The organism is Sutcliffiella horikoshii (assembly GCF_021991925.1).
GTDB classification, from domain to species: domain Bacteria; phylum Bacillota; class Bacilli; order Bacillales; family Bacillaceae_I; genus Sutcliffiella_A; species Sutcliffiella_A horikoshii_F.
The window spans coordinates 79871-95145 of sequence record NZ_RXZI01000003.1 but is presented as its reverse complement, the minus strand read 5'-3'; the positions used below and the strand labels follow the sequence as shown (position 1 = coordinate 95145).

The window sequence follows — 15275 nt, the reverse complement described above, 5'->3', positions numbered from 1 at the left end:
AATAATTCCATAACTGATACCTCCTAACATCTAATAATACGATGTTTTAGGTCGAAAGTTTCATATTTTTCTAAAAATTACTAGCAGGATATTGTCGAGTAGTGTAAAATAATGTATATAGACTCATATCCTTTTGTTTTCACTTAACACTTCAAAGACTAAATGTTAATATTGTGTAAATTGCATCATTATTCTAGAATTTTTTCCACATAATCGTGTACAATATAAACTAACTTAATACCTAACACCTATCATCAAGAATTTAGCGAGTAGTACCATGTTAAATACCGGATAAGGAGTGGTTTTTTGAAGCCTTCAACTAACCGTATGCTAACCCGTATTAAAGCCGTCTACATGTTTATTCATGAAAAGGGAACTGTCTCCACACAGCAGTTGGTCGATGAATTTGGGATCACCCCCCGAACCGTCCAACGTGACTTAAATGTGCTGGCATTTAATGACCTGGTTCAAAGTCCAACGAAAGGTAAGTGGACTACTACGCAGAAAAAAGTTAGGTTGACTTCATAGGACTACATATACAATTAATCACACCAAAAATAAAAGCCCCATTCCTTTTTTATAGGGAATGGGGCTTTTCGTTTTATCTTCGTTGCAATAATTCCAATTCTTCATCTGTTAGCTCACGGTACTCCCCAAGCTCAAGGTCCTCATCAAGCTTCAGTTCTCCCATGCTCAGCCGCTTCAAGTAAGTTACTGTCTTTCCAACCGCTTGAAACATTCTTTTCACCTGATGAAATTTCCCTTCAACGATGGTGATCTCAATTTGTGATTCTGGGCCAGCTTCAAGAATTTTTAATTCCGCCGGTAACGTCTCATATCCGTCATCAAGTGTTACACCTTCACGAAAAGCTTGGATATCCTCCTCCGTTACCTCCCCATCAATTTTTGCATAGTAGGTTTTAGGCACGTGCTTTTTGGGTGAAAGAAGCTGGTGGGCTAATTGACCATCATTGGTCAGGAGCAAAAGCCCTTCTGTATCCTTGTCTAAGCGGCCAACCGGAAATGGTTCAAAGATCTTATCTTCCTCTTGCAGGATATCCACTACCGTTTCCTGGCGGTGATCTTCTGTTGCAGATAACAATCCTGGTGGCTTATGCATCATAAGGTAAATGAACTCACGGTATTCCACGATATCATCATGTACCGTTACCTCCTGCACCTCCGGATCCACATGCACCTTTGCATCCTTTACCACATTTCCATCCACTTTTACCACACCCGTTTTCAGAAGCTTTTTTACTTCTTTTCGCGTTCCAAAACCGCTGTTAGCAAGCATTTTATCCAATCTCATATTTCGTGCCGCTCCTTTCATAGGGAAAGAGGCCCCCTTTGACTCGAGACCTCTATCCTCTTACTTTTCTATTTAAAAATGAAAAACGATTTCCGAACAGGTACATTAATAGATTACTTCTGTAGCTGAGGAAGAAGTAGAGGCCGGCACCGACCAAACCGCTGACAGCCACAACAATGATGGCTTGTAGACGGCCTTCGCTGTAAGGGACGAAGCCTTCTAAGAAATAGAGGGCAACAAGCACCGCACCGATCATCACGATGTTGAAAAGGATCATCAGAAACCCGCGTCTTAGAACCATGGAATAATCAAAGTCAGTAAACTTCTTTATTGCCCAAAGATTTATCGCAACACTTGCTGTATAACCTATTGCCGTTGCCACGATGGACCCTTCCGCACCCATTAACAGGATGAGTGGATAATTAAGGACCAATTTTAATAACAACCCGATTGCAAGTCCTACAACTGTATATTTCTGTCTATTGATGCCCTGCAATACAGAGGCAGTGACAGTGAAAATCGCCAATGGTATAGCCGTCGGTGCATACCAAGTCAATAGCTGTCCACCTATTGGATCGTAGGAGAAGAACGCTGCATACGCCGGTCCGCCTAAAAGGGATAAACCAATACAAGCCGGGACAGTCAAAAATAGTAAAATCTGCAACGTCACACTAAGTTGCTTTTGCAGACTTTGATGCTGACCATTGATAAATGACTTTGTTATAGCAGGAAGCAGACTCAGTGCAAAAGCTGTCGCCAACGTAATTGGAATCATTATTAATTTCTGACCGTAATTGTTGATGATACCAAACGCGGTATCTGCATATGTTGCCGTGAATCCAGCTAACACCATTGCATCATTAAAAGAAAATGTATCTATCAATTGATAGAGAGGCATGGCAAGCCCGACAAAAACAAATGGCATCGCATAAGAAATTAGTTCCTTATACATATCTTTATAAGAAAGATCTACTGTTTCAGGGTCTTTTTCAAGCATGGAGTCCAAGTTCTTTTTACGTCTATACCAGTACCACACTAGTATAACGAGACCTCCAATAGCCCCTATAAAGGCAGCAAATGTTGCAAAACCAATGGCAAGGGTCATATCCCCATTTAAAACTTCCAGTATGAAATATAGACTTCCCAATAGGAACACAATTCTTACTAGCTGCTCCACAACTTGAGATATTGCTGTTGGACCCATGGATTCATAACCTTGAAAAAAGCCACGAATCAAACTCATGATAGGAACCACCAGCAAAGCGACACTTACCATCCTGACGACAAAGGTAATATCCTCATAGGTATGTTTACCTTCTTCTATGATGAGAGGAGAAAGATATGGTGCCAACAGAAACAACGTTAAAAACGAAACAACTCCCGTAATACTCATGACCATAATACCCGAACGGAAAAGTTTCCTGCCAACACTATACTCTCCCAAAGCATTATACTTTGCAACAAACTTGGAGACTGCGAGTGGAACACCAAGTGTAGCGATACTTAAGAAAACAGAATATAACACATAAGCATACGAATAAAGAGCTCCTCCATCATTACCAACCATGGCATGAAAAGGAAAAATATAGACTAGACCGAGTACCCGTGACAGCATCGTTCCAACTGTCAAAATAAGAGTACCTCTCAATATATTAGATGTTGACATAAAATCCCTACCTACTATTTGTAACTTTTTGTCTAACCTTTGTATTTTATCACACTTCTTATTACGCAAACACTATATTACCATCCCGCCAGTAAACTTCTAGTTAGTGAAATCTTTGGAAAAGATAGATATGGCGTATCGTCTTTCAAGTTTTCCAGATGCTCTTTTGTTACGACCAAGGTGAATTCCCTATAGGCATCTGCGTCTAGTAAGAGTACTCCAGCTTCTTTCTGGTTAAAGATAAGACCGAATTCTTCTTGTTGGTTTAGGCGGATACAAAGAACATAAGCATCCATTTCTTTTTCATAGAGCCACGTATAAGAAAATTTATGTATAATGGTGGTCATATCTATAGGCATTGTCGGAACGGAAAGAAGCAGGACCGGGGTTCCACTTTCCTCTGTCCAACCACCGTCATATGGAATATGTGCTTCTGAAAGATTTGGTGAGTATGTCATGGGATACCCCTTTTCTTTAATTTGTAATCTACTAGAAATCATACGGAATGTTGCGCTTTTTGTCCAACAAGAGAATAGAGGGTATAATAGGCAACATGTAAGCAAAATAAAGTTGGTTGGTGAAAAAATGAAATACGATGTGATTATCATAGGCGGCGGTCCATCAGGTCTTATGGCCTCCATCGCTGCAGCAGAACAAAAAGCAAGAGTATTACTGATAGATAAAGGTAATAAACTTGGGCGGAAGCTTGCCATTTCAGGAGGCGGTCGCTGTAATGTGACGAACAGGCTACCTGTAGATGAAATCATCAAACATATCCCGGGTAACGGGAGATTCCTATATAGCGCATTTTCTGAGTTTAATAATGAAGACATCATCCAGTTTTTTGAGAAGCTTGGGATACAATTGAAGGAAGAAGATCACGGCCGGATGTTTCCTGTTTCCGATAAAGCACAAAGTGTGGTTGATGCGATGTTGAACAGGATGAAAGAATTGCGGGTGGACATTCGGACCAATACGTCTGTGGAAACGGTGGAATATGATGATGACCGCACACGAGGTGTACTGTTAAAGACAGGGGAGTTCTTGGAGTGCAGCTGTGTGGTCATTGCTGTTGGTGGAAAATCCGTGCCGCACACTGGTTCCACTGGTGATGGGTATCCTTGGGCACGCAAAGCCGGGCATACCATTACGGATTTATTCCCGACAGAAGTTCCTTTGAATTCACAAGAAAAATTCATCCGCGAAAAAAGACTGCAAGGTCTGTCCCTTCGTGATGTTGCTTTGAGCGTCTTAAATCCTAAAAGGAAAGTGGTAAAGACGCATCAAATGGATATGATTTTCACCCACTTTGGTGTATCTGGCCCTGCTGTATTGCGATGTAGCCAGTATGTTGTGAAAACGATGAAGAAATTTGGCGTGGATAAAGTGACGATGAATTTGGATGTCATGCCTTCTTTGAATGAAGAAGTAGTGTTTCAACAGCTTAATAAAGCCTTGAAGGACGAACCAAAAAAAGCCATTAAGAATGTCCTTAAAGGGCTTGTACCTGAGCGTTATTTATTATTTTTGTTGGAAGTTTGCGGAATTGACGAGCAGGAGATCGGAGCGACATTAGCACATGAAAAAATAAGGGAACTCGCAAAAATGTGCAAGCAGTTCCGATTTGAAGTATCCGGCACCCTTTCCATTGAAAAGGCATTTGTAACCGGAGGCGGCGTTTCTGTGAAAGAAGTTCACCCGAAAGAGATGTCCTCCAAATTGAAAGACGGATTATACTTTTGTGGAGAAGTACTTGATATCCATGGATATACTGGTGGTTATAATATCACTTCGGCCTTGGTGACAGGAAGACTTGCAGGCCTGAACGCCGGGAAGAGGGCGGCAAGCCTACGTAGTTACTAGTAATACGAAAGACATTACAAAAGCTAGTCCTACTCCATACATGCCAAACTCGTTGATAAATGATTTGCTTTCTTCTGGAAGTACCTCGTTTTGTGTGTGGTGGTTCATAGTGACTACATCCTTTCTCTTTTTAGTTTCTGTTTATATGACCTGTTACTAATTAGACGTATGGTGTTACGAAAATGTTTCAATTATTTATGATTTATTTCAGATATTTATCTATACCCACAAAAAAGAACCTGATAAACGTCTTTTTAAGAAGTTTTCAGGTTCTAAATATTACCATTGCTGAGAAGCAATAAATCTGTTCTTCCTCATCGTTGATACACCCGACTTGATACTTGATATCAATCACATCCCTGTCCGACAAACCTTTTAGAAAATCATTAACTGCATCCTCCAGATCCCGCTCATGCTCCTCATCAAACACCCTGATCTGCACCAACCCGGACACCCTCCTTGCATGAATAATAGAACTTGTTTTCTATTACTATGTATAGGTGGAAAGGTGGGGTTTTATACTTGGGTTTTGTGAAAAAATAGAAGGAGGTTCGCTGTAAATGAGCGGAGCTCCTTCTTTGTTTAAAATCCTAGCAACTGCATGACACCTATAAAGATGGCGACTGCTGCAAAACTCAATGAAATCTTTTTAAATTTTAAAAAGTTGATAGGTGGCCTTTCATCACGAAGATCCCCCACTACTTCTTTAATGAAATCCTTATTGGGGAAATGCTGGAACTCCACTTCCAACCCACTTATCTCCAGGTCTTTCCACTTTATTTTGATGGTTTGATGAGGATCATCCAAATAATACATAGTGATATAGTTGCTGCTGATATACTCCTCATTTGCTATAACATCATTTTTATAAGAATACCCTTTGTCCTTAAGGTTTCTCTCTAAAATATTCATGACATCTTGTGGTACATACTTTTCTATATGTATCTCGTCTTTTTTTCTTTGCATAAACATCATAGCTAGCGGGACCAATAACGGACCTAGTGTAAAATAGAGCAAATTACCATCCCAGTTTTCTTGAGAGGTCGTGAACCAAATGAGCCCAAGCGTAACAAATCCCGTTATGAGTATTCCTTGAAACCTATCACTAGTAGAAACAGTGGAAACTCCTTTTTGCAGGAAACTTGTAATTGCTGCCACAATGAGCATGACACCAAGAAATACAAGGAATAGTGGGAATATGTTTTGGTCGATGTAGTCCATGTTTAGTGTGGTCTCCCTTCTGGCTGTTAGTTTTGTATATTAGTATACGTATGAGATTGGGAATGGTTTCAAGTTTTGGGTAGGAGTGGGGTGAGGTTGTAGGTGCGGGATTTGGTGTTGCCTATCCCTTTTAATTTCATATTCCTTATAAGGACCCTGATAATATGATTATTATCAATGCGTAAAAACCTCTTTAATTCTGACATCGTTATTTCCGTATTGATTAACAATGCATAATCTATGAGGGCTTGAATATGGGCGTCAGCTGAAATGAGTAAACAATCAGGACATTTCCATTTCCCATGGATTCTTTGCATCACTACATTAGGCTTGCAATCTGGACATAATACTCCAGTAAGTATGTCAGGTGGAAATACCTTATATTTACCTGTTGGTGAGCTATGAAGTGGTGTATGATCTTTAATTAGTAATTTTGAGATTTTAATGAGAGTTTTTTTATCATAATGGCTGTTAGAGTGCTTTCTTATAAGAGGGGCTACTTTTCCTGATAGGGCAGGACTTTTAATTACATGTTTTTCTACGATACTTGGGGAAGAGAGGACTTTTACAATAGCTTTAGGATTGGTCAACACAACCAACTTTTCAAAAGGTGCAATAGGTAGATTTTTAAGTTTTACCCGTGCCTCCAGTTTATAACATTGGTTGCTAACTTGAAGTATGGGATCTTGTAACGCTTTAAGTGGCTTACTCTCCACTTCTTGTATGAGTTGATGATTTTTCGGGTCGAAGTGAATGAGTCCACGTAAGTATTTCACCTCGAGGAGTAAATAGAAGTTTGAAAATAAAATGAGGGTATCTATTTGGAAATGACTATCTCTATATGGAAGCCGTAAATCATAGAAAATATAATACGGGGTCTCAGTTTCTGGGAGAAGTTTAAGATAATAGTCTAGAGCCTGTTCACCATAAATACCTGCTTCCTTTATTCCTAATTCACTCAATATTTCTTCATACTTTTCATGATTTGGACAGACCCTTCTCTTCATTGCCCTCAGAATCTGAACTCTTAAGGGTATTTCTCTGTGTTTTTTTATCAAAATATCACCTCTGCTATGGTATGTTAATACTATTAGACAACAATCTACAAATTTCCTCCTTTTTCAAAGCGAAAATCTCGGTGAGAATTTGATTATGTAGCATAGCGAGTTACTCTCCAGAAAGGATTGTGACTTTTCGGAGGGTTATTATGACTTTTTTGAAGGGGATTGCGACTTTTCCGGACGTTATTGTGACTTTTTCACCAGTTATTGTGATATTTCGGAATCCCGCCGAAATTTCAACGGATTCCCTTCCCCTTAGTTACCAACTTTTAGAAAAAACCTAATACCAAAAAACCACCAACCAGCGGCCCATTTCTCGCCCACTGGTCAGTGGTCTCGCATCACTTAAATTATTCTACGTCGCCTTCCCACTCTAGCATGCCGCCGACCATGTTGCGGACTTTGTAGCCTTGGTCTTGCAGGTAGTGGCAGACGTTTTCGCTTCGGCGTCCGGAGCGGCAGATAACGATGTATTCTTTGTCTTTGTCGAGCTTGTCCAGGTTTTCTGGGATATCGCCCATGCGGATGTGTTCTGCTTGTTTGATTTTGCCCATTTCGATTTCTTCGTCTTCGCGAACGTCGACAAGGTAAAGTTCCTCGCCTGCGTCAAGCTTCTTCTTTAACTCACCAGTCGTAATTGTTTGAATCTCTGACATTGTATGAAAACCTCGATTCTATGTAATGTAATGCTAACTACCTCTATTTTAACAAAAAGAAAACAAGACTGCCAAACCGGACGGTGGCAGTCTTGCATTCTCCCATGATTAGTTCGCTACGATGTTCACAAGTTTGCCTGGAACGGCGATAACTTTGCGAACCGTTTTGCCTTCAATGGATTCTTTCACCGTGTCATCTGCAAGGGCGATCTCTTCCATTTTTTCACGTGTGGCATCAGATGGAACGTAAAGCTTTGCTTTTAGCTTACCATTCACTTGGACAACGATTTCGATTTCGTCTTCTACTAATTTGGACTCGTCATATGTCGGCCATGCCTCATATGTGATGGTTCCTTCGTTGCCAAGCTTCTCCCAAAGTTCCTCCGCTATATGCGGGCATACTGGGGAAAGCATTTTTACGAAGCCTTCTACGTAATCTTTGGCAATGGTGTCTGCTTTGTACGCTTCATTGATGAAGACCATCATTTGAGAGATAGCCGTGTTGAAACGTAAGCCTTCGTAGTCTTCGGTTACTTTTTTCACGGTAGCATGGTAAGTTTTCTCCAGTGTATCTTCTTCCGTTACTTCGACAACCTTGGAGCTAAGTTTGCCGTTTTCTTCTACAAACAATCTCCATACGCGATCTAAGAAGCGGCGGGAGCCGTCAAGTCCGTTGGTGGACCAGGCGATGGACGCTTCAAGTGGTCCCATGAACATTTCGTATAGACGAAGGGTGTCGGCACCGTGGGATTCGACAATGTGGTCAGGGTTTACGACATTCCCTTTGGATTTACTCATTTTTTCGTTATTTTCTCCAAGGATCATTCCTTGGTTGAATAGCTTTTGGAATGGCTCTTTTGTTGGAACCACACCGATATCGTATAAGAATTTGTGCCAGAAGCGTGCGTATAGTAAGTGAAGTACTGCGTGCTCTGCTCCACCGATGTAAATGTCAACCGGCAACCATTCTTTCAATTTTTCCGGATCAGCTAATTTCTCGCTGTTTTTGGGATCGATATAGCGCAGGTAGTACCAGCAGCTTCCGCCCCATTGTGGCATCGTATTTGTTTCGCGACGGCCTTTTTTGCCTGTTTCAGGGTCTACGACATTTACCCAGTCTTCAATGGCAGCAAGCGGGGATTCGCCTGTACCGGATGGACGGATTTCTGACGTTTTTGGCAAAACAAGTGGTAGTTGATTTTCCGGAACCGCTGTAGTCGTGCCATCTTCCCAATGGATGATTGGGATCGGCTCGCCCCAGTAGCGCTGGCGGCTGAACAACCAGTCACGAAGGCGGTAGGAAACTTTCTTTTCGCCTTTTTCATTGGCAGCTAACCATTCGATCATGTTAGAAATCGCTTCTTCTTTTCCAAGGCCATTCAAGAAATCGGAGTTAACGTGCTCGCCGTCACCTGTGTAGGCTTCTTTGGAAACATCGCCACCTGCAACCACTTCTACGATAGGGAGCTCAAATTTCGTCGCGAATTCCCAGTCACGCTCGTCATGAGCAGGCACTGCCATGATGGCACCAGTTCCGTAGCTCATTAATACGTAGTCGGCAATCCAGATTGGCAATTTCTCACCATTAGCTGGGTTCACCGCAAATGCGCCCGTGAACTCACCGGATTTTTCTTTGGAAAGCTCCGTACGCTCAAGGTCACTTTTACTTTGGACTTTTGCAATATACGCTTCCACTGCTTCACGTTGCTCATCGGTTGTAATTTTCTTCACTAATGGATGCTCAGGAGCCAACACTGCATAAGTTGCACCGAAAAGTGTGTCTGGACGTGTTGTGAAAACGGTGAAGTTCTCATCTGTACCGTCGATGCTGAAATGTACATTCGCACCTTCAGAGCGGCCGATCCAGTTGCGTTGCATATCCTTCAAGCTCTCCGGCCAATCCAGGTCATTTAAATCCTCAAGTAGGCGATCTGCATATTCTGTGATTCTTAGGATCCATTGTCGCATTGGACGGCGTTCTACGGGATGACCCCCACGCTCTGATTTCCCGTCGATTACTTCTTCATTTGCTAAAACCGTACCAAGTGCAGGGCACCAGTTTACAGGAACTTCGTCCACATATGCCAAGCCTTTTTCGTATAGCTTCAAGAAGATCCATTGTGTCCATTTATAGTACTCAGGGTCTGTTGTGTTTACTTCACGGTCCCAATCATAGGAGAACCCTAGGGACTTGATTTGTCTGCGGAATGTGTTGATGTTTTGCTCTGTGAATTCTGCTGGGTCGTTTCCTGTGTCCAAAGCATATTGCTCTGCAGGTAGACCGAATGCATCCCATCCCATTGGATGAAGGACATTTTGCCCTTGCATACGCTTCATGCGGGAAAGGATATCTGTTGCAGTGTATCCTTCCGGGTGACCTACGTGAAGGCCTGCTCCGGACGGGTAAGGGAACATGTCTAGTGCGTAGAATTTTTCTTTTCCTTTTTCTTCATGTGTTTTAAATGTTTTGTTTTCTTCCCAATACTTTTGCCATTTTTGTTCAATGGACTGATGTTGAAATGACATCTTTTCTTCCTCCCGATAATTCAAATGAATAGGCTGTTTTTCTTAAATAAGGGTAGTATTTGTTTGTAGTTTGATCGTTACTTTCCGCTGCAGGCACTCGCTTATCCAGAGGGCGACCTTGAGCCTCCTCGGGCTTCGCCCTGCGGGGTCTCAACATTGTCGCTACTCTCCCGCAGGATTTGAGTGCCTTCCGCTCCAATCCACTCAAATGTTTTAATATAGAATAACAGCCGATAAATACAAAAAACCCCTCATCCCAATAAAGGGACGAGAGGTTTGAATATACATAACCTACCGCGGTACCACCCAGATTATCATCACAGTATTATTGTGTTGATCACTCAAATCCTTAACGCGGATGATACGGCAAAATATTACTGCCTTCTATAATGAAGGGTTCACACTTGCTACTCCAAGGCGAGTTCATGTCCGATCGTTTGTTGACTTCCACCACCCGTCAACTCTCTATGCTCGTTTCGTCCACTACTGATCCTTTTCAACGTATGAGTTTTAGTTGTTAGTTTGTATTGTAATGAATTTACTTAAAAACTGCAAGGGGTATTTTCACTAATCATTATGAACGTTTTTCAGAAAAGTATTCAATAGTACAGCCGCTTTAGCAGCAAGATTCCTTTTCCTTCTGATTTTCGCTGCAGCAATCCTCTGTTTCAACTACTTCATCACAACATGCCTGATTTTCCTTTACCTCTATGATTTCCACTTCACAACAGCTAGATTCTTTCTTCTTCAAAAATGAAAACATATCTTTTCCTCCTTTGTTTTAAATCAATATTTTTTGATTAATTACACAAAATTAATGTTGTGCACAGCATGGATCTTGTGTCTGGCTCTGATCGTGTCTTTTCACTTGGGCATATAAGTTTTGCAGATAGCGGATGATGTTTACTCTACTGCCTTTTGATGCAATTGCCATTCGGCTGTCAAGTTGTAAGCTCTCTACTCTTTGTCCGTTCAATTTTGAAAGGGTATATGGATGTGTGTTCATGTTCTTCCCTCCTCTTTACATCAAATTTTATTGATTAATTAATTTTATTATATGTGTGGAGGAAAAAATGTGCAACCAATTACATCAAGAAAAATTGATTTATTTTTCGACATTTATATGAAAAAGTCCCAGGGCCCACTTTTCTAAAAAAGCGGTAACCTGGGACTCAACCTTTCAAAAGATTATTGCACCGTATATCCACCATCTATCACGACTGCTTGCCCGGTAACGCCTCCGGCCGCGTCGCTGCTTAAAAACATTGCATAATCGGCAATCTCCTTCACTTGCAACAGTCTGCGCTGGGGAACAAGTGGATAAATGACCTCTTCCAATACTTTTTCCAATGGAACCTTCCGTGTTTCTGCCAAATCCTTCAACTGCCCCCGGACTAGCGGAGTATCCACGTACCCTGGGCACAATGCATTGACAGTTATGCCATCGGCGGCTCCCTCTAAGGCAGAAACCTTTGTCAACCCGATAACTCCGTGTTTGGCGCTGTTATATGCTGCCTTCCCGGCAAATCCGACCAAGCCGTTAATGGAGGCCATATTTAATATTCTCCCAAATCCTTGGGCCTTCATGACCGGAAAGGCATGCTTTGTAGCGACAAAAGGTGCTACAAGCATGACTCGTGTCAGTAACTCGAATTTTTCTGTCGGGAATTCTTCAATCATAGATACATATTGCAATCCTGCATTGTTTATCAGTACATCCAACCGCCCAAACTCAGAGACCGTTGCATCAATCACAGATTTCAACTCTTCTTCCGAAGTTACATCACAACGTAAGCCCCGTGATGTGAACCCCAGTCGGTTCAAACCTTCTCCTGCTTCTACAACGTTCTCCTCATTCAGATCGGTCAACACAACTTTTGCTCCAGCTTCGGCAAATCGTTTTCCTATTTCGTATCCTATTCCTTGGGCTGCTCCGGTGATGAGAACAACTTTATCTTTAACCAATGCTCCAAACTCCCTTCGAAAGAATATTAGATTCCTAGTCCCATAGAGAACAACGCAATAGCTAACGCCAAGCCGATTAACGGAACGATGACTGTCACCGCTGCAACCGGGCCATATGCCGCCTGATGCGTCTCTCCACAGATCGCACGGACAGTCGTTACGACATAACCGTTATGTGGCAAGGAATCGAGGGCCCCGGATGAAATGGCTACTGTACGATGCAACGCTTCAGGATTGACTCCCATATCGATATAATGAGGGGCAATCAACGGCAGAGCGATTACTTGCCCACCTGAAGCAGATCCTGTCATACCTGCAATGACACTTACTGCGATTGCCGCCCCGATCAGTGGACTGCCTGGGATATTCGTCATTGCTTCAACCACTGTACCAAATGCCGGAACTGCTTTGGCAACTCCACCGAACCCGACAACCGCAGCTGTGTTACCAATCGCAATTAAAGCACCCATTGTTCCTTCTGATATCGCATTCCAGAAATTCTTGAAGTACTTTCTTCCAAGAATATAGGTAGTAATGATCCCTCCGAGCAATGCGATAATGAGGGCCGATTGCATAAGAGAATCATGGAAAATAAACGAGATTACTAGTACAACCACTAACGGGATAAAACTTAAAAACGGATTAGGCAATGGCCTTTCCCCATCAATCGTTGGGTCACTGTCCCTGGAAACGAACGTCTCCCCGCGACCAACCGCTTTGGAAATCATCCGTTTCAACCACCAGTAACCAAAAATCATCATGAACACCGCAACAAGGGCACTTACTTCCCAACCCGCATATGGGCTAGTACCTAGATATTCAATAGGAATCCAGTTTTGGATTTCTGGAGATCCAGCAGAAGTCATGGTAAATGTTACAGAACCAAACGCTAGTGCTGCTGGGATGAATCGACGAGGCAGGTTCGCTTGCTTGAACAAGCTGATTGCCATCGGATAAACGGAGAAGGCTACAACGAATAAACTAACTCCACCATAGGTTAAAATTGCACAAGCTGCGACAATGGCCAAAACAGCAAAACGCATACCAAGCTTATCAACAACTAGCTTGGATACAGAATCAGCCGCTCCACTGTCCTCCATCACCTTTCCGAAAATGGCACCAAGTAAGAACATCAGGTACCAGGATGTCACGAAGGATGAGAAACCGCCCATATAGCTGCTGACAAAGTTGACCTCTCCTTCTCCTACAAGTTGTGGAAATAATGGCATCCCACTTAAAAGAGCAACAAACAATGCCGATAATGGGCCAACCACCAAAAGGTTCATGCCTCTCATCGTTAAAAAAATCAATAATGCCAAACCGCCGATAAGTCCAATCATACTCCACATCTGTCTTTCCCCCTCTATCTCGGTAAACGCTTTCAATATTCAGAAAGCAAATTACCTTTGTTTTTGTCTTCCGAACATAATAATGCAAGAAACGTGCCAACTTACAAAGTTAATTGTTTCAATATTTTGAACAAAAAGTTTTTCCGGAAATCTGGACAAAAGCAGACAAACTGGCATTAAACAAAGGATTCCAGAATTACGGAATACTTTCCGGTTTTCTGGAATCCTTCTAATCATTCTATTTCTTCGTTTTATTGTCATTGAATGGAGTATTTTTTCAACTTTTCATAAAGGCTTGATTTACTGATGCCAAGTTGCTTGGCAGCCATCAGCTTATCATTTTGATATTTTTCCAATGTTTGGGTCAATGCCTGCTTTTCTGCATCTTCCAATGTTTCCTTTAACGGTTTGGATCCAATCGGAATGGAAAAGGAATCTGTCAAGTAATCTGGTAATGCTTCTAGTGTCAGCTTTTCGCCTGTCGATAAGTGAACGGCTGCCTGGATGACATTCTCTAGCTCCCGGATGTTTCCCGGCCAACGATATCGTGATAATGCCACTAAGGCATCCTCCGCTACCGAAGTGATTCTCCTGCCGGTACGCTTACAGATTTTCTGAATAAAATGCTCCACAAGCTGCGGGATATCCTCGGTTCTTTCACTTAAGGCAGGGATATGAAACGGGATGACATGAATTCTATAATAAAGGTCATCACGGAACCGCTTCTCCTCCATCATCTTTTCCAAGGGGCGGTTGGTAGCAGCAATGACACGCACGTTCACCTGTACCGGTTTAATCGCACCAACCGGCTCCACTTCTCCTTCCTGTAGCGCGCGCAAAAGCTTAATTTGCATCGGCAGGGACATGTCCCCGATCTCATCCAGGAAAAGGGTGCCGCCGTCCGCTAGAAGAAACTTCCCTTTCTTCCCGCCCTTTTTCGCTCCCGTAAATGCCCCTTCTTCATAACCGAACAATTCCGACTCCAGAAGGTGCTCTGGTATCGCTGCGCAATTCAATTTGATAAAAGGCATCTGGCTTCGGTTACTTAACTGGTGGATACTGTGTGCAAACAATTCCTTTCCTGTACCGCTCTCCCCCCGGATTAAGACGGAAACGTCACTGGCAGCGATCTGTTTCACCTTATCTTTCAATAATCGAATAAGCTTGGAATTTCCTATTATATCCTCAAGCGTATATTTCACCCCGGTCTGTTGCTCATATTCTTGCAGGTAATTTCGAATTCGCCCCAGCATGCTTTTGACATGACTGTTCATCTTGTCCCATTCACTCGTATCACGAAAAATGACCGTTCCATAAGCTCCGATTACTTCCTTGTTCTTGTTAAAAATGGGCACTCGGTTAGCAATCATATAATTTCCTTTGATATATTGAAGATCGGCCAGCTCTTCCTTACCCGTCTTTACCACTTCGTGCATACGGGTATTTTCGATCACTTCCGTCACATGCTTGCCGATCACTTCTTTGTTATCCACCCCAATAAACTTGCAATAACTATCATTCATATAGATGATATTACCTTCTTGATTGACTACCACTATCCATTCAAACGCATTTGCAATGATGGTATCCATCATTTCCTCTGTTAGTAAGCTTTGTTTTACTCCCATCCTATACCCCTCCTGCATAACTAAATTA

General features: G+C 42.2%; 16 protein-coding genes and 1 other annotated feature. Of the genes, 2 read left to right on the top strand and 14 right to left on the bottom strand.

Annotated elements, in window-relative coordinates:
• The first annotated feature begins 306 nt into the window (after window positions 1-306).
• Window positions 307-528 (top strand): DeoR family transcriptional regulator, encoded by a 222-nt coding sequence (locus EKQ44_RS10115; protein ID WP_010195377.1) that lies wholly within the window; start codon window positions 307-309, stop codon window positions 526-528.
• Between the two features lie 73 nt (window positions 529-601).
• On the opposite strand, the gene EKQ44_RS10110 is transcribed toward EKQ44_RS10115, so the two are convergent.
• The 3 genes from EKQ44_RS10110 to EKQ44_RS10100 form a co-directional block, all read right to left on the bottom strand.
• Window positions 602-1312, bottom strand: coding sequence for a pseudouridine synthase (locus EKQ44_RS10110; RefSeq protein ID WP_237663825.1), 711 nt, complete (start codon window positions 1310-1312; stop codon window positions 602-604).
• A gap of 52 nt (window positions 1313-1364) precedes the next feature.
• The gene (locus EKQ44_RS10105) at window positions 1365-2978 is read right to left on the bottom strand and encodes a putative polysaccharide biosynthesis protein (RefSeq protein WP_237663415.1); all 1614 of its coding nucleotides are present in this window, start codon (window positions 2976-2978) and stop codon (window positions 1365-1367) included.
• A 77-nt stretch (window positions 2979-3055) separates the two neighbouring features.
• Window positions 3056-3436 (bottom strand): hypothetical protein, encoded by a 381-nt coding sequence (locus EKQ44_RS10100; protein ID WP_237663414.1) that lies wholly within the window; start codon window positions 3434-3436, stop codon window positions 3056-3058.
• 127 nt (window positions 3437-3563) lie between these two features.
• Here EKQ44_RS10100 and EKQ44_RS10095 point away from each other — a divergent pair, with 127 nt between their 5' ends.
• On the top strand, window positions 3564-4841 hold the full coding sequence (locus tag EKQ44_RS10095) for a BaiN/RdsA family NAD(P)/FAD-dependent oxidoreductase (protein WP_237663413.1): 1278 nt from the start codon (window positions 3564-3566) through the stop codon (window positions 4839-4841).
• Here EKQ44_RS10095 and EKQ44_RS21440 read toward each other — a convergent pair.
• The 11 genes from EKQ44_RS21440 to EKQ44_RS10045 form a co-directional block, all read right to left on the bottom strand.
• Window positions 4827-4949 (bottom strand): hypothetical protein, encoded by a 123-nt coding sequence (locus tag EKQ44_RS21440; protein WP_269151620.1) that lies wholly within the window; start codon window positions 4947-4949, stop codon window positions 4827-4829. The genes EKQ44_RS10095 and EKQ44_RS21440 overlap by 15 nt on opposite strands.
• A 157-nt stretch (window positions 4950-5106) precedes the next feature.
• Entirely contained in the window at window positions 5107-5286 is a 180-nt protein-coding gene (locus EKQ44_RS10090) for a sporulation protein Cse60 (protein WP_010195371.1), read from the bottom strand.
• A gap of 137 nt (window positions 5287-5423) precedes the next feature.
• Window positions 5424-6062 (bottom strand): hypothetical protein, encoded by a 639-nt coding sequence (locus EKQ44_RS10085; protein WP_237663412.1) that lies wholly within the window; start codon window positions 6060-6062, stop codon window positions 5424-5426.
• A gap of 68 nt (window positions 6063-6130) precedes the next feature.
• Window positions 6131-7120, bottom strand: a complete 990-nt coding sequence (locus EKQ44_RS10080) for a nuclease-related domain-containing protein (RefSeq protein ID WP_237663411.1) — start codon at window positions 7118-7120, stop codon at window positions 6131-6133.
• A 353-nt stretch (window positions 7121-7473) separates the two neighbouring features.
• Window positions 7474-7779, bottom strand: coding sequence for a rhodanese-like domain-containing protein (locus EKQ44_RS10075; protein ID WP_237663410.1), 306 nt, complete (start codon window positions 7777-7779; stop codon window positions 7474-7476).
• A gap of 108 nt (window positions 7780-7887) precedes the next feature.
• On the bottom strand, window positions 7888-10305 hold the full coding sequence (gene leuS / locus EKQ44_RS10070) for a leucine--tRNA ligase (RefSeq protein ID WP_237663409.1): 2418 nt from the start codon (window positions 10303-10305) through the stop codon (window positions 7888-7890).
• Window positions 10306-10565: 260 nt separating this feature from the next.
• Window positions 10566-10814, bottom strand: a binding site (T-box leader).
• A 107-nt stretch (window positions 10815-10921) separates the two neighbouring features.
• Window positions 10922-11068 (bottom strand): hypothetical protein, encoded by a 147-nt coding sequence (locus EKQ44_RS10065; RefSeq protein ID WP_237663408.1) that lies wholly within the window; start codon window positions 11066-11068, stop codon window positions 10922-10924.
• A gap of 51 nt (window positions 11069-11119) precedes the next feature.
• Window positions 11120-11311 carry a hypothetical protein gene (locus tag EKQ44_RS10060; RefSeq protein ID WP_237663407.1) on the bottom strand — a complete coding sequence of 64 codons (192 nt, stop codon included), beginning with the start codon at window positions 11309-11311 and terminating at the stop codon, window positions 11120-11122.
• Between the two features lie 182 nt (window positions 11312-11493).
• Complete coding sequence (locus tag EKQ44_RS10055) at window positions 11494-12270, bottom strand: 3-hydroxybutyrate dehydrogenase (protein WP_237663406.1); 777 nt, start codon at window positions 12268-12270, stop codon at window positions 11494-11496.
• A 26-nt stretch (window positions 12271-12296) separates the two neighbouring features.
• Window positions 12297-13619 carry a GntP family permease gene (locus tag EKQ44_RS10050; RefSeq protein WP_237663405.1) on the bottom strand — a complete coding sequence of 441 codons (1323 nt, stop codon included), beginning with the start codon at window positions 13617-13619 and terminating at the stop codon, window positions 12297-12299.
• Between the two features lie 257 nt (window positions 13620-13876).
• On the bottom strand, window positions 13877-15247 hold the full coding sequence (locus EKQ44_RS10045; RefSeq protein ID WP_237663404.1) for a sigma-54 interaction domain-containing protein: 1371 nt from the start codon (window positions 15245-15247) through the stop codon (window positions 13877-13879).
• Window positions 15248-15275 lie beyond the last annotated feature (28 nt).

Excerpts from the sequence above, each read along its gene's own strand:
- EKQ44_RS10075 (WP_237663410.1), bottom strand. The coding sequence starts at position 7,779 with ATGTCAGAGATTCAAACAATTACGACTGGTGAGTTAAAGAAGAAGCTT.
- EKQ44_RS10110 (WP_237663825.1), bottom strand. The coding sequence starts at position 1,312 with ATGAGATTGGATAAAATGCTTGCTAACAGCGGTTTTGGAACGCGAAAA.
- EKQ44_RS10085 (WP_237663412.1), bottom strand. The coding sequence starts at position 6,062 with ATGGACTACATCGACCAAAACATATTCCCACTATTCCTTGTATTTCTT.
- EKQ44_RS10060 (WP_237663407.1), bottom strand. The coding sequence starts at position 11,311 with ATGAACACACATCCATATACCCTTTCAAAATTGAACGGACAAAGAGTA.
- leuS (WP_237663409.1), bottom strand. The coding sequence starts at position 10,305 with ATGTCATTTCAACATCAGTCCATTGAACAAAAATGGCAAAAGTATTGG.
- EKQ44_RS10050 (WP_237663405.1), bottom strand. The coding sequence starts at position 13,619 with ATGTGGAGTATGATTGGACTTATCGGCGGTTTGGCATTATTGATTTTT.
- EKQ44_RS21440 (WP_269151620.1), bottom strand. The coding sequence starts at position 4,949 with ATGAACCACCACACACAAAACGAGGTACTTCCAGAAGAAAGCAAATCA.
- EKQ44_RS10065 (WP_237663408.1), bottom strand. The coding sequence starts at position 11,068 with ATGTTTTCATTTTTGAAGAAGAAAGAATCTAGCTGTTGTGAAGTGGAA.
- EKQ44_RS10105 (WP_237663415.1), bottom strand. The coding sequence starts at position 2,978 with ATGTCAACATCTAATATATTGAGAGGTACTCTTATTTTGACAGTTGGA.
- EKQ44_RS10045 (WP_237663404.1), bottom strand. The coding sequence starts at position 15,247 with ATGGGAGTAAAACAAAGCTTACTAACAGAGGAAATGATGGATACCATC.
- EKQ44_RS10100 (WP_237663414.1), bottom strand. The coding sequence starts at position 3,436 with ATGACATACTCACCAAATCTTTCAGAAGCACATATTCCATATGACGGT.
- EKQ44_RS10095 (WP_237663413.1), top strand. The coding sequence starts at position 3,564 with ATGAAATACGATGTGATTATCATAGGCGGCGGTCCATCAGGTCTTATG.